General features: G+C 73.4%; 18 protein-coding genes. 9 read left to right on the forward strand and 9 right to left on the reverse strand.

Annotated elements, in window-relative coordinates:
- Nucleotides 1-439 precede the first annotated feature (439 nt).
- Together V6V47_RS23185 and ctaC are read right to left on the reverse strand one after the other, a co-directional pair.
- Nucleotides 440-865, reverse strand: coding sequence for a cytochrome c oxidase subunit 4 (locus V6V47_RS23185; protein WP_334630426.1), 426 nt, complete (start codon nucleotides 863-865; stop codon nucleotides 440-442).
- A gap of 9 nt (nucleotides 866-874) precedes the next feature.
- Entirely contained in the window at nucleotides 875-1,846 is a 972-nt protein-coding gene (gene ctaC / locus V6V47_RS23190) for an aa3-type cytochrome oxidase subunit II (RefSeq protein ID WP_334630429.1), read from the reverse strand.
- Nucleotides 1,847-2,016: 170 nt separating this feature from the next.
- Between ctaC and V6V47_RS23195 the strand changes: the two genes are divergently transcribed.
- Together V6V47_RS23195 and V6V47_RS23200 are read left to right on the forward strand one after the other, a co-directional pair.
- A complete protein-coding gene (locus V6V47_RS23195) occupies nucleotides 2,017-3,168 on the forward strand; it encodes a cysteine desulfurase family protein (protein ID WP_334630431.1) in 1,152 nt (383 codons plus the stop codon).
- The gene (locus tag V6V47_RS23200; protein ID WP_334630432.1) at nucleotides 3,165-3,398 is read left to right on the forward strand and encodes a sulfurtransferase TusA family protein; all 234 of its coding nucleotides are present in this window, start codon (nucleotides 3,165-3,167) and stop codon (nucleotides 3,396-3,398) included. Before V6V47_RS23195 ends, V6V47_RS23200 begins: the two co-directional genes overlap by 4 nt.
- A 229-nt stretch (nucleotides 3,399-3,627) precedes the next feature.
- On the opposite strand, the gene V6V47_RS23205 is transcribed toward V6V47_RS23200, so the two are convergent.
- The 3 genes from V6V47_RS23205 to V6V47_RS23215 all read right to left on the reverse strand — a co-directional run bounded on the left by V6V47_RS23205 (nucleotide 3,628) and on the right by V6V47_RS23215 (nucleotide 6,416).
- Nucleotides 3,628-4,605 carry a carbohydrate kinase family protein gene (locus tag V6V47_RS23205; RefSeq protein WP_334630433.1) on the reverse strand — a complete coding sequence of 326 codons (978 nt, stop codon included), beginning with the start codon at nucleotides 4,603-4,605 and terminating at the stop codon, nucleotides 3,628-3,630.
- Between the two features lie 121 nt (nucleotides 4,606-4,726).
- A complete protein-coding gene (gene erpA / locus V6V47_RS23210) occupies nucleotides 4,727-5,095 on the reverse strand; it encodes an iron-sulfur cluster insertion protein ErpA (RefSeq protein ID WP_334630434.1) in 369 nt (122 codons plus the stop codon).
- A gap of 181 nt (nucleotides 5,096-5,276) precedes the next feature.
- On the reverse strand, nucleotides 5,277-6,416 hold the full coding sequence (locus tag V6V47_RS23215; RefSeq protein WP_334630435.1) for a glycerate kinase family protein: 1,140 nt from the start codon (nucleotides 6,414-6,416) through the stop codon (nucleotides 5,277-5,279).
- A gap of 68 nt (nucleotides 6,417-6,484) precedes the next feature.
- On the opposite strand from V6V47_RS23215, the gene nadA reads away from it, so the two are divergent.
- The 3 genes from nadA to V6V47_RS23230 all read left to right on the forward strand — a co-directional run bounded on the left by nadA (nucleotide 6,485) and on the right by V6V47_RS23230 (nucleotide 9,923).
- Complete coding sequence (nadA, locus tag V6V47_RS23220) at nucleotides 6,485-7,684, forward strand: quinolinate synthase NadA (RefSeq protein ID WP_334630436.1); 1,200 nt, start codon at nucleotides 6,485-6,487, stop codon at nucleotides 7,682-7,684.
- A gap of 165 nt (nucleotides 7,685-7,849) precedes the next feature.
- Nucleotides 7,850-9,253: a UDP-N-acetylglucosamine 1-carboxyvinyltransferase gene (gene murA / locus V6V47_RS23225; RefSeq protein WP_334630437.1), complete on the forward strand. Its 1,404-nt coding sequence runs from the start codon at nucleotides 7,850-7,852 to the stop codon at nucleotides 9,251-9,253.
- Between the two features lie 76 nt (nucleotides 9,254-9,329).
- Complete coding sequence (locus tag V6V47_RS23230) at nucleotides 9,330-9,923, forward strand: DUF3043 domain-containing protein (protein WP_334630438.1); 594 nt, start codon at nucleotides 9,330-9,332, stop codon at nucleotides 9,921-9,923.
- Nucleotides 9,924-9,930: 7 nt separating this feature from the next.
- Here V6V47_RS23230 and V6V47_RS23235 read toward each other — a convergent pair whose 3' ends face one another.
- A complete protein-coding gene (locus V6V47_RS23235) occupies nucleotides 9,931-10,239 on the reverse strand; it encodes an AzlD domain-containing protein (RefSeq protein WP_334630439.1) in 309 nt (102 codons plus the stop codon).
- Nucleotides 10,233-11,132, reverse strand: a complete 900-nt coding sequence (locus V6V47_RS23240; RefSeq protein WP_334630440.1) for an AzlC family ABC transporter permease — start codon at nucleotides 11,130-11,132, stop codon at nucleotides 10,233-10,235. The genes V6V47_RS23235 and V6V47_RS23240 overlap by 7 nt, the downstream gene beginning before the upstream one ends.
- A 66-nt stretch (nucleotides 11,133-11,198) precedes the next feature.
- On the opposite strand from V6V47_RS23240, the gene V6V47_RS23245 reads away from it, so the two are divergent.
- The 4 genes from V6V47_RS23245 (at nucleotide 11,199) to V6V47_RS23260 (ending at nucleotide 18,289) form a co-directional block, all read left to right on the forward strand.
- The gene (locus V6V47_RS23245) at nucleotides 11,199-11,759 is read left to right on the forward strand and encodes a helix-turn-helix domain-containing protein (RefSeq protein WP_334630441.1); all 561 of its coding nucleotides are present in this window, start codon (nucleotides 11,199-11,201) and stop codon (nucleotides 11,757-11,759) included.
- 247 nt (nucleotides 11,760-12,006) lie between these two features.
- Nucleotides 12,007-12,150 (forward strand): hypothetical protein, encoded by a 144-nt coding sequence (locus V6V47_RS23250; protein ID WP_334630442.1) that lies wholly within the window; start codon nucleotides 12,007-12,009, stop codon nucleotides 12,148-12,150.
- The gene (locus V6V47_RS23255) at nucleotides 12,147-17,246 is read left to right on the forward strand and encodes a WG repeat-containing protein (RefSeq protein WP_334630443.1); all 5,100 of its coding nucleotides are present in this window, start codon (nucleotides 12,147-12,149) and stop codon (nucleotides 17,244-17,246) included. The genes V6V47_RS23250 and V6V47_RS23255 overlap by 4 nt, the downstream gene beginning before the upstream one ends.
- Nucleotides 17,247-17,290: 44 nt before the next feature.
- On the forward strand, nucleotides 17,291-18,289 hold the full coding sequence (locus V6V47_RS23260) for an aldo/keto reductase family protein (RefSeq protein WP_334630444.1): 999 nt from the start codon (nucleotides 17,291-17,293) through the stop codon (nucleotides 18,287-18,289).
- Nucleotides 18,290-18,499: 210 nt separating this feature from the next.
- On the opposite strand, the gene V6V47_RS23265 is transcribed toward V6V47_RS23260, so the two are convergent.
- Entirely contained in the window at nucleotides 18,500-19,297 is a 798-nt protein-coding gene (locus V6V47_RS23265) for a site-2 protease family protein (protein WP_334630497.1), read from the reverse strand.
- Nucleotides 19,297-19,497 (reverse strand): hypothetical protein, encoded by a 201-nt coding sequence (locus V6V47_RS23270; protein WP_334630445.1) that lies wholly within the window; start codon nucleotides 19,495-19,497, stop codon nucleotides 19,297-19,299. Before V6V47_RS23270 ends, V6V47_RS23265 begins: the two co-directional genes overlap by 1 nt.
- Between the last annotated feature and the right edge of the window lies 1 nt (nucleotide 19,498).

The following is a 19,498-nucleotide window of genomic DNA, read 5'->3' on the forward strand; positions in this document are numbered from 1 at the left end:
CGTCCCGCGCGGAGCGCCCCGCCCCCGCCCGCGCCCCGCCCGCGCCCCGCCCGCGCGGCCTGCGGCGCCCCGCCCGCGGAGCGCCAGCCAGCGCCGTGTCGCGCCAGCACCGCCCCACGGGGCAGATTGCCCGCGCCCACCAACACCGCCCGGCCCGCCCCGCGCGGCAGACTCCCCGCGCCGACGGCGCCACCGCTCGATCAACTCGACATCCCCGACGTCGCGGTATCCCACCCACACCGACACCCCCACATCAGCGATATCGAGTCGATCACCCGCCCAAGCGACAATGCCGGCGCCCGAGAACGGCTCGGGCCAGTCAGGACCGCGGGCCAGGGCCGAGGTCAGGACTGCGGGTCAGGGCCAGGACATGACGAAGGCCCGCTCCCCGGGCGGGGGAACGGGCCTTCGTGGTGGTACGGGTTGGCGACCGGGTGGGTCAGTGCTCGGCGGTGCGCCGGGTGCCGCTGTAGTACTCGAACAGCAGCCCGCAGGCGCCGAAGATGACCGCCAACAGACCGGCGCCGATCAGCCAGTACTGCCAGAACACCAGGCCCAGGCCGGCCGTCGCGGCGGCCAGTGCCAGACCGAACGGCCAGTAGCTGCCGGGGCTGAAGAAGCCGACCTCGCCGGCGCCGTCAGCGATCTCGGCGTCCGGCCGGTCTTCCGGGCGCAGGTCGATGCGGCGGGAGACGAACCAGAAGAAGCCGCCGCACATCGTGCAGAGCAGGAAGGAAAGCGCCAGGGCGACCGTGCCCACCCACTCGACGCCGCCGGTCTGACCGTTCGTCCAGGTGCCGTAGAGGATCGTGGCGCCGAAGAGGAACCCGGCGATGATCAGGAAGATACGCCATTCGGTCTTCATGCCGTTGCCTCAGCTTCCCGCGCCGGCCGGAGCGTTGTCCGGGTTGAAGTTGTCCCGCGTACGCCGGGTGTCGAACGGCTCCGTGGTCTCCGCGTACGGCTGCTCGCCGATCGCGCTGAGCGCGTCCTGCGTCGACTTGCCGCTCTGCTTCGCCGCCAGGAACTGGTCGTACTTCTCCGGCGAGACGACCCGCAGCTCGAAGTTCATGAACGCGTGGTAGCTGCCGCACAGTTCGGCGCAGCGACCCACGTAGGCGCCCTCCGCCTCCAGGCTGGAGACCTCGAACACATTGCGGATCTTGCCCGGCATGACGTCCCGCTTGAACAGCAGCTCCGGCACCCAGAAGGAGTGGATGACGTCGCGGCTGGTCTCCTCGAACCGGATGGACCGGTTGGTCGGCAGCACCAGCACCGGGATGACCTCGCTGGTGCCGAGCGTCGACGCGGTGGTGCGAGCCTCGGTGCCCTGGCCGTCGCGGTAGTTGAACTGCCAGTTCCACTTGAAGGCGACGACCTCGACCGTGACGTCGGGGTTCTTCGACAGCTTGTCCACGTCGGTCTGCACGATCGCCGTGTAGTAGAAGAGCACGGAGACGATCAGGATCGGCGCGATGGTGTAGAGGAACTCCATCGGCAGGTTGTAGCGGGTCTGCACCGGCAGCGCGTTGCCACGCTTGCGGTACCGCACGACGCACCAGAAGATCAGGCCCCACACGAAGACGCCGACCGCGAGCGCGGCGATGCAGGATGCGATCCACAGGTCGTACATCCGCCGCGACTCGGCCGAGATGCCGCCCTGCGGCCAGCCGAACCCGTCGAACGCCTGCCCCACGTCACAGCCCGTGAGCAGGACCAGCAGCGCCACGCCGCCAAGACCGAGCCCGGCCAACCGACCGGCACCGCGCCGTCGGCGTCCACCGACCCCTTGGGTAGCGCTGTGCCGTACGGCCGACGGCCGTACCTCCGAACTCCTTGCGACCACCTGGTCCTGCCTCCCTAGCGCGCCGCGGTGCGTCCTTCTCTCAGCGCCGCGGCAAAGGCGTCACCGACGGTCGCAGATTACTCGACCATGGCGGACTCGGCCGTGGTGGGGTCACTGTCCGCCCCCATCGGGGGGATCCTGGGCATACCGCCGCGATAGCGTAGGGAATCGTGAGTGCCTCCCCGGTCTACCTGGACGCCGCGACCGCCGCGCCCCTGCATCCGGTCGCGCGGCAGGCGCTGCTGGCCGCTCTCGAGGACGGCTGGGCCGACCCCGGCAAGCTCTACAGCCAGGCCCGCCGGGCCCGGCAACTGCTCGACGCCGCCCGCGAGGCCACCGCGCAGACGCTCGGCGTCCGCGCCGACGAGCTGTCCTTCACCCCCAGCGGTACGACCGCAGCGCACGGCGCGGTGCTCGGCGGCCTCGCGGGGCGCCGTCGGGTCGGCACGACGCTGGTGCACTCGGCGATCGAGCATTCCGCGGTGTTGCACGCCGCCGAGCGGCACCTCGCCGCGGGCGGTGCCGCCAACCCGGTAGGGGTCGACCGGCTGGGCCGACTGGACCTGTCCGCCTGGTCGGCCGCGGTCCGGGCTCCCGGGGTCGCGCTGGCCGCGCTGATCACCGCCAGTCACGAGGTGGGCACCGTGCAGCCGGTCGCCGAGGCGGCCGCCGCCTGCGCCGAGGCAGGTGTGCCGCTGTACGTCGACGCGGCGCAGTCGGTCGGTCGGGTGCCCCTGCCGGCGGGCTGGTCGGTGCTCACCGCCAGCGCGCACAAGTGGGGCGGCCCACCGGGGGTGGGTCTGCTGGCGGTCCGCAAGGGTGCCCGCTGGGAGTCGCCGTGGCCGGCCGACGAGCGGGAGTCCGGGCGTACCCCCGGGGCAGTGAATCTGCCCGCGGTGGTGGCGGCGGCGGCCAGCCTGCGCGCGGCGGCGGCCGACGCCGCGGCCGAGGCGGCCCGGCTGACGCCACTGGTGGACCGGATCCGGGCCCGGGTCCCGGTGGAGGTGCCCGACGTTGAGGTGGTCGGCGACCCGGTGCTCCGGCTCCCGCACCTGGTCACGTTCTCCTGCCTGTACGTCGACGGCGAGGCGTTGCTGCACGCGCTGGACCGGCGGGGTTTCGCGGTGTCGTCCGGCTCGTCCTGCACCTCGTCCACACTGCGCCCGTCGCACGTGCTGGAGGCGATGGGGGTGCTCTCACACGGCAACGTCCGGGTCAGCCTGCACCGGGAGACGACCGAGGCGGACGTCGAGCGGTTCCTCGCCGAGCTGCCCGGGATCGTCGCCGACCTGCGTGCCGAGGCCGGGGTGGTGGGGCTGTGACGATGCCGGACGAGGTGCTCGACTGCCGGGGCCAGCGCTGCCCGCTACCGGTGATCGCGGCGGCCCGACGAATGCCGGAGGTGCCGGTCGGCACGGTGGTCCGGGTGCTCGCCGACGACCCGGCCGCGGCGGTGGACATCCCCGCCTGGTGCCGGATGCGCGGCCAGGAGTTCCTGGCCGCGATAACGGGCCCGGAAGGCCCCGCCTACGACATCCGCCGCACCCACTAAACCCACACCGCCCCACCCCGCGCCCCACAACCGCGCCCCACAACCGCGCCCCACAACCGCGCCCCACAACCGCGCCCCACAACCGCGCCCCACAACCGCGCCCCACCACCGCGGCGATCTTGCAGTTCCTGCCCCGACAACGCGCGCAAAAGCCGCGGATTAGAGACACAAAGTGCAAGATCGCCGCAGCGAGCAGCGAGGGCGAGCAGCGAGCAGCGAGGGCGAGGGGTTACGGCAGTAGGTGCGGGCGGATCTCGTCGGCCGCGGTGTCGCCGTAGGACTCGGCGAGGCGCTTGACGAAGAGGTCGGGGCGGACGTCGTACTCCTGGGTGCCGACGGTCTCCAGGACCAGCGTGGCCAGCAGCGAACCGACCTGCGCGGCCCGCTCCAGGCCCAGCCCCCAGGAGAGCGCGGTGAAGAAGCCGGCCCGGAAGCCGTCGCCGACACCGGTCGGGTCGACGGCCCGGATCTCCCGCGCGATCGGCACGTGGATCAGGTCGGCACCCCGCTGGGCGATCTCCACGCCGTGCTTGCCCAGCGTGGTGACCCGCACCTTCACCAGCTCCAGCAGCTGGTCGTCGCTCAGACCGGCCTTGCTCTGCAGCAGCGACTTCTCGTAGTCGTTGGTCATCAGGTACTCGGCGCCTTCGATCAACGCCACCACGTCCTCACCCGGCATCCGGGCGAGCTGCTGGGAGGGGTCGGCGGCGAAGGCGTACCCGCGGGTGCGGCACTCGGCCGAGTGGCGCAGCATCGCCTCGGGGTCGTTGGCGCTGACCAGCACCAGGTCCAGGCCGCCGACCCGGTCGGCGACCGGGGACAGCTCGATGTTGCGGGCCTCGCTCATCGCGCCCGCGTAGAACGACGCGATCTGGCACATGTCGGTGTCGGTGGTGCAGACGAACCGGGCGGTGTGGGCCACCTCGCTGATGTGCACCGAGTCGCAGTCCACACCGTGCCGCTCCAGCCACGAGCGGTAGTCGGCGAAGTCGGCGCCCACCGCTCCCAGGAGCACCGGGCGCAGCCCGAGCTGCCCCATGCCGAAGGCGATGTTCGCCGCCACCCCACCGCGGCGCAGCACCAGGTCGTCGACCAGGAACGAGAGGGAAACCTTGTGCAACTGGTCGGCGATGAGCTGGTCGGCGAAACGGCCAGGGAAGCTCATCAGGTGATCGGTGGCGATCGAGCCGGTCACGGCGATCTTCATGTCAACCCTCGGGGTCGGGAGCACGGCGCGGACAGCCTACCGGCCCGCAGAGCCGACCCACACACGACGACGGGGCCGTTCCCCGAAGGGCGGCCCCGTCGTGCTGGTGCGTGGCGCGACTCTAGTTGAACGAGTCGCCACAGGCGCAGGAGTTGCCCGCGTTGGGGTTGTCGATGGTGAAGCCCTGGGCGTCGATTCGGTCGGCGAAGTCGATGGTGGCGCCCGAAAGGTACGGAGCGCTCATCCGGTCGACGACGACCCCGACACCGTCGAAGTCGGTGACGACGTCACCGTCGAGCGAACGCTCGTCGAAGAAGAGCTGGTACCGCAGGCCGGAGCAGCCACCCGGCTGCACCGCAACCCGAAGCCGCAGGTCGTCGCGGCCCTCCTGCTCGATCAGAGCCTTGACCTTCTGCGCCGCGACGTCGGTGAGGACGACGGAAGTAGAGGCCTTGGCCTCGGTCGACTCGGTCTGCGCTGGCGTAGTCACGTGGAAGTCTCCCTGCGCGGTTTGGGTCCGGACGCACTGGCCAACGTCGCGCGCCGTCCAGTCATTCCCGGTGTGGGTCCTTGACCGATGGTACGCCGATCCGGCCGGACTCACCCCGGTGGCGTGACCCTCGCCGCAGGTCGGCCCGGCCCCGACCGCGCCGGCGACGTGGGGTGGACGCTCAGCGGCTCCACTGCCGGGCCAACCGGGCACCCAACTCGCGCAGCCCTTCCGCAGGCCGGCTCAGCGCGGCGGCGAGCCCGCCGCCCTCCTCCCCGCCGAAGTGCTCGACCAGACTGTAGGAGTCGGTCACGCCCGCCGAGGCGGCCTCCCGCCGACCGGTGCTCACCTGACCGGCCACCACCACGCACGGCACCCCTCGGTCCCGGGCGGCGCCGGCCACCCCGGCCACCACCTTCCCGCGCAGCGACTGGTGGTCGAAGGACCCCTCGCCGGTGATCACCAGGTCGGCGCTGTCCAACGCCGCGTCCAGCCCGGTGGCGGCGGTGACCAGGCCGATGCCCGACTCGCAACCACCGCCCAGGGCGAGGATGGTCGCGCCGATGCCGCCGGCCGCTCCGCCGCCGGGCAGCGCGCCGAGCCCCGCCGGGCAGTCGGGCAGGTCGCGCTCCAGCACCGCCGTGAAGCGTTCCAGGGCGGAGTCGAGCAGCAGCACGTCGGCGCGGTCAGCGCCCTTCTGCGGGCCGAACACGTTGCTCGCGCCGTGCAGGCCGAGCAGCGGATTGTCCACGTCGGTGGCGGCGACCAGCCGGGCGCCACGCAGCCGGGGTGCGCCGTCGAGCGCGTCGACCGCGGCCAGCGCCGCCCCGCCGTACGGCAGTGCCGCGCCAGCGGCGTCGAGCGGGGTCACGCCCAGCGCGGCGAGCATGCCGGCGCCGCCGTCGTTGGTGCCGGAGCCACCCAGCCCGATCACCACCGTCCGGGCGCCGCTCTCCACTGCGGCGGTCACCAGCAGCCCCAGCCCGTACGAGGTGGTGGTCTTCGGGTCGCGTTCGGTGGCGGCGAGCAGGTGCAGGCCGCACGCCTGGGCGCTCTCCAGGTAGGCGGTGGCGCCGTCGCGGGTGAGCAGGATCTCACCGGCCGCCGGCCGGCCCAACGGATCGACCGTCGGCACCGGCACCCGCCGGCCGCCGACCGCCTCGGCGAGCACCTCCACGAAGCCCGGCCCACCGTCGGCGAGGGGCCGGATCAGCAGGTCGTCGGCGGCGGCGACGGTGCGCCAGCCGGCGGCCACCGCGGCGGCCACCTCCGGCGCGGGCAGGGTGCCGGCGAACTTGTCCGGACAGAGCAGCACGCGCATGCCGAGCAGTGTGGCAGCCCACACCGACCGAGGCCGCGCCGCGCCCGCGCTGTGGGACCATGGGGTACGTGACTTCGACCTGGGTGGAACCTTCCAACACGGCGACGGCTCTGCTGCTGCTCGGCCGGGGCAGCGACCCCGACACCGAGCGCGGCGTCGAGTGTCCGGGCGACCTGCCGGCGCCCAGCGACCCGAATCTGGTGGCCCGCGCCGCGGCGGCGAAGGCGAAGCTGGGCAGCAGGGTCTTTGTGCTGGGGCACCACTACCAGCGCGACGAGGTGATCCAGTTCGCGGACGTGACCGGCGACTCGTTCAAGCTGGCCCGGGAGGCCGCCGCCCGCCCGGACGCGGAGTACATCGTCTTCTGCGGTGTGCACTTCATGGCCGAGAGCGCCGACATCCTCACCACCGACGCCCAGCGGGTGATCCTGCCCGACCTGGCGGCGGGCTGCTCGATGGCGGACATGGCCGTGCTGGGCCAGGTCGAGGCCGCCTGGGACACGCTGACCGAGCTGGGCATCGCCGCGGACACCGTGCCCGTGACGTACATGAACTCCTCGGCCGACATCAAGGGCTTCGTGGGCCGCAACGGCGGTGTCGTCTGCACCTCCTCCAACGCCAAGCGCGCCCTGGACTGGGCGTTCGAGCAGGGGTCGAAGGTGCTCTTCCTGCCCGACCAGCACCTGGGCCGCAACACGGCCGTCCTGGAGATGGGCCTCTCGCTCGACGACTGCGTGCTCTACGACCCGCACAAGCCGGGCGGTGGCCTCACCCCCGAGCAGCTGCGGGACGCCAAGATGATCCTCTGGCGGGGGCACTGCTCGGTGCACGGCCGGTTCACCCTGGAGAGCGTCAACGACGTCCGGGAGCGGGTGCCCGGTGTCAACGTGCTCGTCCACCCGGAGTGCCGGCACGAGGTGGTCACCGCCGCTGACTACGTCGGCTCGACCGAGTACATCATCAAGACCATCGAGGCGGCTCCGGCCGGTTCGGCGTGGGCGCTCGGCACCGAGCTGAATCTGGTCCGCCGGCTGGCGCTGGCACACCCGGACAAGCAGATCATGTTCCTGGACAAGGCCGTCTGCTACTGCTCGACGATGAACCGGATCGACCTGCCGCACCTGGTCTGGGCGTTGGAGGAGCTGGTCGCGGGCCGGGTGCCCAACCAGATCACGGTCGACCCGGACACCGCGCACCACGCTCGGGTGGCCCTCGACCAGATGCTCGCCCTGCCCGGTGCGGACACCCCGGCACCGACTGCGGCCTGATCACGTTCTGTAGCGCCCTTGGTACGCAAAAGCGCCGGATCACCGATTAATGCCACACACGCCGATGTGACCGAGTCCTTTATCGTCACCGAGGGCTATGCTGCCGGAGCGACGACGCAAGCGGGCCGGTTCGATCTGGCCGCATCCGGGGTAGCGACACCGTTCATGGCTCCCCACCATCTACACAGCAGCACCGACGCGCTGGAGGTTGCGTTGACCGACGACGTCCTGGTTGTGCACGGAGGCACTCCGCTCGAAGGGCGGATCCGCGTGCGCGGCGCGAAGAACCTGGTTTCGAAGGCGATGGTCGCCGCGCTGCTCGGCGACAGCCCGAGCCGGCTGTTCGACGTGCCGAAGATCCGCGACGTCGAGGTGGTCCGGGGTCTGCTCGGTCTGCACGGCGTCAAGGTGACCGACGGCGGCGAGGACGGCGAGCTCGTCTTCGACCCGGCGAACGTGGAGAGCGCCAGCACCGACCAGATCAACGTGCACGCCGGCTCCAGCCGGATCCCGATCCTGTTCTGCGGCCCGCTGCTGCACCGGCTCGGGCACGCGTTCATCCCGGACCTGGGCGGCTGCCACATCGGGCCGCGCCCGATCGACTTCCACCTGCAGGCGCTGCGCGAGTTCGGCGCGACGGTCGACAAGCGGCCCGAGGGTCTGCACCTGTCCGCGCCGAACGGGCTGCACGGCACCAAGTTCGCCCTGCCGTACCCGAGCGTCGGCGCCACCGAGCAGGTGCTGCTGACCGCGGTGATGGCCGAGGGCGTCACCGAGCTGCGCAACGCCGCGGTGGAGCCGGAGATCATCGACCTCATCTGCATCCTGCAGAAGATGGGCGCGATCATCAAGGTGCACACCGACCGGGTGATCGAGATCCAGGGCGTGCCGAAGCTGCACGGCTACACCCACCGCCCGATCCCGGACCGGATCGAGGCGGCGAGCTGGGCCGCTGCCGCGCTGGCCACCCGCGGTCACGTCGAGGTGCTCGGCGCGCAGCAGGCCGACATGATGACCTTCCTGAACATCTTCCGTTCGGTCGGCGGCGAGTACGAGGTCACCGACGCCCGCGCGCCGAAGCTGGGCGACCCGGGCCAGGAGGGCGGCATCCGGTTCTGGCACCCGGGCGGCGAGCTGAACGCCGTGGCGCTGGAGACCGACGTCCACCCCGGCTTCATGACCGACTGGCAGCAGCCGCTGGTCGTGGCGCTGACCCAGGCCCGGGGCCTGTCGATCGTCCACGAGACGGTGTACGAGCAGCGGTTGGGCTACACCGAGGCGCTGAACTCGATGGGCGCCAACATTCAGGTCTACCGGGACTGCCTCGGCGGCACCCCGTGCCGCTTCGGCCGGCGCAACTTCAAGCACTCGGCCGTGATCGCCGGGCCGAGCAAGCTGCACGCCGCGGACCTGGTCATCCCGGACCTGCGGGCCGGGTTCAGCCACCTGATCGCGGCGCTGGCCGCCGAGGGCACCTCCCGGGTGTACGGGGTGGACCTGATCAACCGCGGCTACGAGGACTTCGAGGCGAAGCTCGCCGACCTCGGCGCGCACGCCGAGCGTCCGTAACGTCGAACACCTGCGCTACGACGGCCCGGTGCACCGCGATGTGCACCGGGCCCGAACCGTTGGCTACCCTTGCCGCGTGCCGTCGCTCTTTCGCCGCAAGTCCACCGACCTCGTCGACGAGGCCGTCTCCTCGGTAACCCCTGAGGAGACCGCCGATCGTTCCCGGGGTTACACCCCCGCCAAGGGTCGGGAGACGCCGAAGCGGCCCACCGCCGGCCGCCGGCCGGCCGGCCCGACCCGCCCCCTGACCAAGGAGGAGGAGCGGGAGCGTCGCCGCCAACTGCGTGCCGAGGCCGCGTCGGAGTTCCGCCGGGAGGGCGGCCCCCGTGACCGCGGCCCGGAGCGACTGCTGGCCCGCAACGTGGTCGACTCCCGGCGTACCGTCGGCACCTGGTTCTTCGGCGGCGCGCTGGTCGTGCTGATCGGGTCGAACGGCGCGATGCCGCCGCTGGTCCGACTGATCTCCAACGTGCTCTGGGGTGCCCTGGCGCTGGGCGTGATCGTCGACTCGGTGCTCATCTGTCGCAAGATCAGCAAGCTGGTTCGGGAGCGCTTCCCGAAGAGCGACGTACGGCCGGGCTCGCTCTACCTGTACGCGGTCATGCGGTCGATCACCTTCCGGCGGATGCGCGCCCCGGCCCCCCAGGTCAAGCTCGGCGACAAGGTCTGACCTCGGCTCAGGGCACGCCGAGCAGGCGGAGCACCGCGGTGGTGGCCGCCGCGCCGATCACCACCAGCACGAACGGCACCCGCCGCCAGGCCAACAGCACGCCCACCAGCACCCCGGCCGGCCGAGCCCAGCCGGCGAACCGGCCGGCTTCGGTGAGCGCCGCGGTGGCGGCCAGCGCGGCGAGCAACGCGGCGGCGCCCACCGGCAGCAACAGCCGGGCCCACTCGGGCAGGTCCAGCCGGTCCCGCAACAGCACGCCGGCGACCCGGAAGCCATAGGTACCGGCGGCCAACGCCAGGATCACCGCGATCAGCACGTCCCCTCCTCGGTGCGTTCGGCCACGCCAGCGGGTGCGGACGGGTCGGTGCCGGCCCGTGGCGTCGGCGCGGAGCTGGACGGCGGACGAACGGTCTTTCCCAGGTCGTCCGCCCCGACGCCACCGGTCGGCCCCGCGCGACCACCGGTCGGCCCGGCCCCTACGAGCGGCCCAGCCCCTACGAGCGGCCCAGCCTCGACGAGCGGCCCGGCCTCGGGCGGGGTCGGTCGGCGGCGGAGGGCGAGCGCGACCGGGCCGGCGAGCGCGAGCAGCACCGGCAACCCCGCTGGCAGCACCGGAGTGACGGCGACCGCCAGCGCGGCTCCGCCCAGCGCGGCGTTGCGGGTGTCCCGGTCGCGCAGTGTCGGCAGCAGCAGCGCGATCAACCCGGCCGGGAAGGCGGCGTCCAGACCCAGCGCCGCCGGGTCGCCGACCGCACCACCGGCGAGGACGCCCAGCAGGCTGCCCGCGTTCCAGGCGAGGAAGAGCGACGGCGCGGCCAGCCAGTACGCCCGCCGCCGGGCGGCGCCGGGCGGTCGGGCCAGCGTGAACGCGGTCGTCTCGTCGGTCATCAGGTGGCTGCCGACCAGCCGATGCCACAGTCGTGGACCGAGACTGTCGCCGAGGGCGAGACCGAACGGCAGGTGCCGGGCGTTGAGCAGCAGACCGGCCAGCACGGCGGCCAGTGGGCTGCCGGCGGCCACCAGACCGATCGCCATGAACTGGGCGCCACCGGCGTACAGGACCGCCGACATGGTCAGAGTGGCCCACACGGGCAGCCCGGCGGCCACCGCCACCGCCCCGAACGAGGCACCCACCGCGATCATGGCCGCCGCGAGGGCAAGCACGTCACGAAGCATCCGGGCGCCGGCTGTTCGTTGTACCGTACGCATGGTTCACCATGGTGAACAGCTCACCGCTGTTCGTCAAACCGAACGTTGATCCAATGGAGCGAACGCATGTCTCCCGAACCGGCCGCCCCGCTGGCCACCATCGCCGCAGCCCTGCGTCGCGAGCGGGAGCGGGTCGGCATCTCGCTGACCGAGCTCGCCCGCCGTGCCGGGGTGGCCAAGTCCACCCTGTCCCAGTTGGAGTCGGGCACCGGCAACCCGAGCGTGGAGACGCTCTGGGCGCTCGGCGTGGCACTCGGCGTGCCGTTCAGCCGCCTGGTGGAGCCGGCCGACGACACCGTCCGGGTGATCCGGGCCGGTGAGGGGCCGCAGGTCCGCTCCGAGCAGGCCGACTTCACCGGCACGCTGCTCAGCGCCGGGGCGGCGCACCTGCGCCGGGACGTCTACCTGATCACGTTGGAGCCGGGCGCGGTCCGGGCCGCCGAGGCGCACACTCCCCGCAGCGTCGAGCACGTGGTGGTCGCCGCCGGTCGACTGCGGGTGGGCCCGGAGTCGGGCCAGGTCGACCTCGACCCCGGCGACTACGCGACGTTCCCCGGTGACGCCCCGCACCGTTACGAGGCGCTCACCCCCGGCACCTTCGCCGTACTGATCATGGAACATCCCTGACCTCGGACGACGATCCCGGCCGGACCAGCTCGGCAGCACGTGCGGTATCGTCGATGCCAGATTCGGTTATCGACCCAAATGTCCAAAAACCATGGGATAACGTTTGTGCCCGTGGGCGTCGCCACAGTGGCGGTGACCGAGTCCACGCCGTTACCCTCCATCCGCAGCCCACGCCCTGCCGGAACGGGCGACTTGACCGGCACGCGAGGCGCCCCAGCGCGACAATTTGCAACGAGGTGACAACGCCGTGAGCGAGCGGACGCGAGCCGGCCACCGGGGCGTGGCAGGCGGCGACCGGACGCCCAGCGGTCACCGGGGCGCGCACGCGTACGGCCCACCTCCGGCGGGGATCGGCCGGCTGGCCGGGTGTGGCGACGGGCTCACCGGATGAACGACCGCTACGCCGACCGGTGGGGGCGGGATCCGAACGAACCGTCCTGGGTGGGCGAACCGACCACCGAGTGGCACCCCCAGTTCCCCGGCCAGCGTTATCCCGGCGACATCGGCCTGTCCGACCAACCGCCCCCGCCGTCGCGCGGCCGGGCGACCGTGGTCGGCCGCACCGAGGTGCCGCCGCTCGCGCCGACCCGCCCGGACGGCACCTACCTCGGCCGGTCCTGGGCCGACGAACCGCCCGCCGAATCGGCGCCGTACAGCCGATCCTGGGCCGACGACGAGCCGATCGAGGCGCCCGCCTACGGCCGGTCCCGGAGCGACGAACGCCCGGTCGAGACCGCCTCCTACGGCCGGACCGACGACGACCCCCGACGCTACGACCATGAGCCGTACCGCCGGCCACTGCCCGAGCCGCCCCGGCGCGAGGATCGCCGCCCCGAGTCGGACCCGCGAACCGCCTGGTCCGACCGGCGTGGCACCGACGACCGACACCCCGCCGACGAGCGCGGCCCGGCTCGGGAGGCAGCCTGGCACCGGGACCAGTCCGCCACCGACCGGTACGACAGCCGCCGGCCCCGGCACGAGCCAGCCGACCGGGACCGGGGGTACCCGACGGCGCCACCGGTCTCCCCCGCTCCCCGGGGCGACTCCGGGTGGGTGCCGGAGCCGGACGAGGCACAGCGCCGGCGCGGCGCCCAGGAGCGACCGGCCGCCGGATACGAGCGCCACCCCGCCGACGGGTACGGGGCACGAACGCCCCGGGGCCAGGACGGCCGGACGGCCGAGGGTTGGGCCGCCGACGGCGCTGGCCAGTGGGCACCCGTGGACGGTCGTTCCCGGTACCGCGCGGACGGGTACCCCGACCGGAGCGCCGACGACGTCCGCCGCCCGGACCGCGCCGACGACCCCCGCCGCCCGGACCGCGCCGACGACGTCCGCCGCTCCGACCGCGCCGACGACCCTCGCCGCTCCGACCGCGCCGACCGCTCCGACCGCGCCGACCGCGCCGACCGCGCCGACGACGCTGCGCCGGCGCGATCCCGCGCGGAGTCCGCGAACGGCACGCCGACCGACCGGCGCTACCGCCCGGACGAGGGGACTCGGACACCGCAGACACCCGACGGTGGACGCCGCCGCCGGCCCGAGCCGGAACCTCAGCCGCACCGGGACGACGAGCATCGTCGACCCGACGCCGAGCCGCACTGGCAGCCCCGCGAGGCGGCGGCCCGTGCCGACGCGTACCCGGACCGGCGCCCCCGCGAGGAGGCCCGGCCGGCGGCCTACCGCGAGGAGACGTACCGCGAGGAGACGTACCGCGAGCCCCGGCCGCAGCCCGGCGACCGGCCGGACGGCAACCTGCCCTGGCCACCGCCGGGTCCCGTGCGCCCGGACCGCTCCCGGGAGCCGGACCACCGGACCGAGCCGCACCGCAGCGCCGAGCCCGGTGGGCCATCACGGTCGGGCTCCCGGTCCGAGCGTCCACCGGCCACACCATCCCGGTACGACGAACGACCGGCTCGTCCCGCCGCGGCGGCAGCCACCTCCGGCTGGGCTGCCCCGGTCGCCCCCGAGCGACCGGTGTCGCCGGCACCCGTCTCCCCCGCCGCGCCCGGACGGGACCGTCCGCTCTCGGCCGCCCCGATCTCCCCCGCTCCGACGGATCGCGACCGCCGCCCGACCGACTACCCACCGCCCAGCCGCCCGGATCGGCACGGGCCGGTGCCACCAGCCCCGGTCTCCCCGGCAGGGGACGTACCCGTCTCGGGTCCGCCGGCCGCCCGGCTCCGGCTGGAATTCCTGCCCGCGCCGGTGGATCCGCCGCTGTCCGACCAGCGCCCCGACGCACCGATGCCCCACGAGCGCCGGACGCCAGCCGAGGCGGCCGATTCCCGGCCCACCGCGCCGCCGCGCTACACCGGTCCAGGCGGCGGAGACCGCGCGACCCCGACAGACCGGCCGACCTCGACAGACCGGCCGACCCCGACAGACCGGCCTGCCCCGACGGTGGACGCGCGCCCGTCGGTGGCGCCTCCACCCACCTGGCAGGCACCGGACCCCCGACCGGCCCCGACACCCACGGCGGGCGTCGCCGAGCCGGCACTTCCGCTGGCCCCCGGCGTGCCGCGCCGCTACGTCCCGCCGCCGCCATCGGATCCGCCGGTGGCGCCCGAGCCCGTCGAACCCTCGACCACCCGTGGGCCGGACGCCTGGTTCAACTCGGCGACCCCGGTCGAGTCCACAGGGGACGAATTGTCGGCCGACCGCAAGCCGGCCGAGGCACAGCCGGCCTCCGGCGGCTCGGCTGGCGACTCGACGTCGACCCGCCCGGAACGCGACCAGCCGACCTGGGTTGCCGAGCCCGCGACCGAGGACCGGACGGCCGGCCCGACGGATGCCAGCCCCTACGCAGCCGACGAGCCGGCCGCTGCGACGTCGGTGTCCGCACCGCCCGCACCGCCGATCTCCACGCCGCCCGCACCGCCGGTGTCCGCACCGCCCGTCTCCGCGCCGCCGACCCAGCCGGTCTCCGCGCCCCCGGCCCAGCCGGTCTCCGCGCCCCCGGCCCAGCCGGTCCACGCGCCGCCGACCCAGCCGGTCTCCGCGCCCCCGGCCCAGCCGGTCTCCGCGCCCCCGGCCCAGCCGGTCTCCGCGCCCCCGGCCCAGCCGGTCTCCGCGCCCCCGGCCCGGCCGGTCTCCGCGCCCCCGGCCCGGCCCGTGTCGGCGCTTCCGGCCGACTCGGTCTACAGCGACTCCGGCCGCTGGGCCGAGGACGTCGTCAGCGATCGGAAGCCAACGGTCGAGTCGACGCAGGACGACACGCCCGCGCCGGTGTCCGCGCCACCGGACCGGCCAGTGTCCGGCGCCCCGCCCAGTTGGGCGGACGACTGGACCGGCGATCCGCAGCGGGCTGGCGTGCCCACGACGGCGGAGGCGTACCAGCCGGTCTCCGACGTGCCGAGCACCGGGATGGACCGCCACCGCACCGAGCCTGAGCCCACCGAGGCCGACCACCAGGTCGCCGCGCCTCCGGACGAGTCCACGACCGACGACGCCTGGGCGTCGGATCGCCTCGCCGATCACGAGTCGCCGGACTGGTCCACCACGACGCCGCTCGACGACCAGCGGCCGATTCCCACGCTGGCGGACCGGCCTCCCTCGGCACCGCCGAGGAAGGACAGCGGCCCGGTCGACCTCGACGCGGAGCACGCACCGACCTCCACTGGGGATGAGCCAGCGGCTGGTCGGAGCATCGCCGGACCGACGTCGCCGGCCAATTCGCGATCCGACGACCTGTCGGCCACCGATGCACCGCCGGCCCGATCCGCGCTGGCCGAGCAAGATGCTGAGCCCACCGTCCCGGTAGCCCCCACCTCCGCACCGCCGGCCACGTCGGCTCCGGTATCGGCGCCGCCGATGTATGCGGCGCGGCCAGTGTCCGCGCCACCCGTCCCGGCAACGCCGGTGTCAGCACCGCCGCTGTCGGCGACACCCGTCTCGGCGCCACCCTCGTCGGCGACGCCCATCTCAGCACCGCCGCTGTCGGCGACGCCCGTCTCGGCGCCACCCTCGTCGGCGACGCCCATCTCCGCGCCACCGCTGCCGGCGACGCCCGTCCCCGCGCAGCCCTCGTCGGCGACGCCCATCTCCGCGCCACCGCTGTCGGCGACGCCCGCCCCCGCGCAGCCCGTCTCCGCACCGCCCGTGTCCGCACCGCCGGCCGCCGTTCCCGGGCCGCGGACCGCGCCACCCGCTGCCGACACTGAGCCGCCGCCGGCACCCCGCCCGTCGCTCGCGGACCAGGGCGACCCGGAGCAGGTCCTCTCGGCGTACCGCTGGCGATTGGACCCGGTCACCCTGCGCGAGGTGCTGGCCGAACCGGACGACCTGCGGGCGATCCGGCGGCGGCTGACCGAGAAGTTGGGCTCGGCCATCGACAACCGGGCCCGCGCCCGCCTGCTCAGCCTGCGGGCGGTAACCTCCCGGATCCTCGGCGACCTGGACGACGCGCTGGCCGACGGCCGGCTCGCCCTCACCTACGCCGACGCCACCGGCGAGCTGCGGCGGACCTCGCTCGCCCAGGCCCGGCTCGCCCACGTGCTGCGCTGGCGCGGTGACTTCGCGGAGGCCGACCAACTCTTCGCCAAGGCCCTCTCGATCGAGCTGCCCGACCGGTTGCGGGCCGCCCTGCACGAGCACGCCGGTCGGTCCTGCTATGACCAGGGCCGGCTGATGGAGGCCTGCCAGCACTTCGAGCGGGCTCTCGACCTGCGCGGCGCCGGGGACGCGGACCTCCTGGACCGAATCCGGGTGAGCCTCGACGCGGTGACCACCCGCGCCGAGGCGGACGGCTTCGGGGCGTACCCCCGTGGTCGGGACGAACTGCTCGACCGCGACCGACCGCCGCTGCCCGGCCGCGACGGACCATTGTGGGGTTACACCGACCCGGACGGTGAGCTGGTCATCCCCGCGCGGTACGCGGAGGCGCAGCCGTTCCACGACGGCCTGGCCTGGGTCCGCCGGCCGGACACCGACCGGTGGTCGCTGATCAACCTGGGCGGTACGACGGTGATCCCGCCCACCTACCGCGCGGCGCGTCCGTTCAGCGACGGCCTGTCCTGGGTGGCGGACAACGCGAACGGCTGGTTGGCGATCGACGCGACGGGCACGGTGCAGGTCCCGCCCGGTTTCGCTGACGTGCGACCGTTCCAGCGCGGGGTGGCCGCGGTCAAGCGCGAGGGGTGGGGTGCGGTCGATCGGAACGGCCGGATGGTGGTGCCGACCCGGTACCACGCCTTCAGCACGGAGTTGGCCGACGGGCGGCAGGTCGACGGCTTCACCGACGAGGGCCTCGCCGTGGTCGACGTCGCGGGCCGACGCGGTGTGGTGGACCGCACCGGCGCGATGCTGGTCCAGCCGGCGCACCCGAGGCTGGTCATCCACCCGGTCGCGTTCCTGGTCGGCAGCACCAACGGACGCTGGGGTGCGCTGGACCGGCGGGGCGAGCCGCTCATCGATCCCGTGCACCCGGATCGGGACGCGGTGGTGGCCGAGATCGAGCGGCTGCTCACCGACATCAACCCGGTGCTCTGACCGGCCGTTGGCCGACCTTGATCCACCAGAGCTAGGGTCGGACCATGGAATTCCGACACCTGGGCCGTTCCGGCCTGATGGTCAGCGAGATCTCGTACGGCAACTGGATCACCCACGGTTCGCAGGTCGAGGAGGACGCGGCGTTCGCGTGCGTCCGGGCCGCCCTCGACGCGGGGATCACCACCTTCGACACCGCCGACGTGTACGCCGGCACCCGGGCCGAGGACGTCCTCGGCCGGGCGCTGCAGAACGAACGCCGCGAGGGCCTGGAGATCTTCACCAAGGTCTACTGGCCGACCGGGCCGGGCCGCAACGACCGCGGCCTGTCCCGCAAGCACATCATGGAGTCGATCAACGGCTCGCTGCGCCGGCTGCGCACCGACTACGTGGACCTCTACCAGGCCCACCGGTACGACCACAGCACGCCGTTGGAAGAGACGATGGAGGCCTTCGCCGACGTCGTACACGCCGGTAAGGCGCACTACATCGGCGTCTCCGAGTGGTCCGCCGAGCAGCTGCGCGCCGCCCACCCGCTCGCCCGTGAGCTGCATATCCCGCTGGTCTCCAACCAGCCGCAGTACTCGATGCTGTGGCGGGTCATCGAGTCCGAGGTCGTGCCGGCCAGCGAGGAACTGGGCATCGGCCAGATCGTCTGGTCACCGATGGCGCAGGGCGTGCTGTCCGGCAAGTACCTGCCGGGGCAGCCGCCGCCGGCCGGCTCCCGGGCCACCGACGAGAAGTCCGGTGCGGGCTTCATCTCCCGTTTCCTGACCGACGACGTGCTGACCCGGGTGCAGCGGCTCAAGCCCCTCGCGGAGCAGGCCGGGCTGAGCATGGCCCAGCTCGCCGTCGCCTGGGTGCTGCAGAACCCGAACGTCTCCTCGGCGATCATCGGGGCGTCCCGGCCGGAGCAGGTGCACGACAACGTCAAGGCGGCCGGCGTGAAGCTCGACGCCGAGTTGCTCACGGCGATCGACGAGATCGTCGAGCCGGTCACCGAGCGGGACCCGGCAAAGACCCAGTCCCCCGCCGAGCGGCCGTAACCCCTCCCCACCCCGCTCCGGCCCCGCCCGCCCCGCCCGCCGCGTCGAGCCGCGTCAAGCCGCATCCCGCCGCATCAGGCCGCGTCCCGCGGCGTCGATCTAGGGCATATTGCTACCAATAGAGATCAACACGCAGCAACAAGCCCTAGATCGACGGGCGGGGCGGGCGGCGCGGGCGGCGCGGGCGGGCGGCGCGGGCGGTGGGGTGGGTTAGCTCTGCCAGAAGCGGATCAGCTCGAGGCCCGTGGCGTAGAGCCACGAGGGCAGGCCGAGCAGGTCCCCGATGGCGAAGACCGCGTCGAAGAACCAGCCGCCGATGCGCGGGTTCCACAGCAGCGCGAAGAGCAGCAGGAAGCCGTACGGGGCGAACATGTCGTACATCTTTCGCCACTGCGGGTTGAGCCACGGCTGGATCATGTTGCCGCCGTCCAGGCCCGGAACTGGCAGCAGGTTCAGCACGCTCGCGGTGAGCTGGAGGAACGCCAACAGCGCCACCCCGGCCCAGAACTCGACCGGGCCGCCCGACTCGATGCCGATCCGCAGCGCGGCCACCAGCACCAGCGTGAACAGCACGTTGGTCGCCGGCCCGGCGAGGCTGACCAGCGTGTGTCGCAGCCGGCCCGGGATCGCGTGCCGATCCACCCAGACCGCACCACCGGGCAGGCCGATGCCGCCGAGCAGCAGCACCACCACCGGCAGCACGATCGACAGCAGCGGGTGGGTGTACTTGAGCGGGTTGAGCGTCAGGTAGCCACGGTGGGCGATGGCCCGGTCGCCGGCCCGGTAGGCCACGACGGCGTGGGCGTACTCGTGCAGGCAGAGCGAGACCAGCCAGCCGGAGACGACGAAGAGGAACACGTCGAACCGGACGCTGCCGTACCCGTTCCAGGTCAGCACCCCGCTGACCGCGAAGAGGGCGACCAGGCCGAGGAAGACCGGGCTGGGCCGGAACGCCGCGCGGGGCACACCGAGCACCAGCCCTTCGCCGCCCGGCCGGTCGTAGCTCATCATTCGGCCGTGGGTAGCAGGCTCATCCGGTACTCCACCCGGTCGTCCTCCACGAGCGCGACCGAGGTGACGCCGGACGCCGCGAGCTCCCGCCAGGACTGACCGATCCAGGATTCGGCGTCGGCCTGGCTGCCGAACGACTCCGCCGGTCCCTCGACCGTCTGGCCGTTCGTGCCCTCGTACCGCCAGCTCCACGCCATG

Source organism: Micromonospora sp. CPCC 205539 (assembly GCF_036906815.1).
Taxonomy (GTDB): domain Bacteria; phylum Actinomycetota; class Actinomycetes; order Mycobacteriales; family Micromonosporaceae; genus Micromonospora.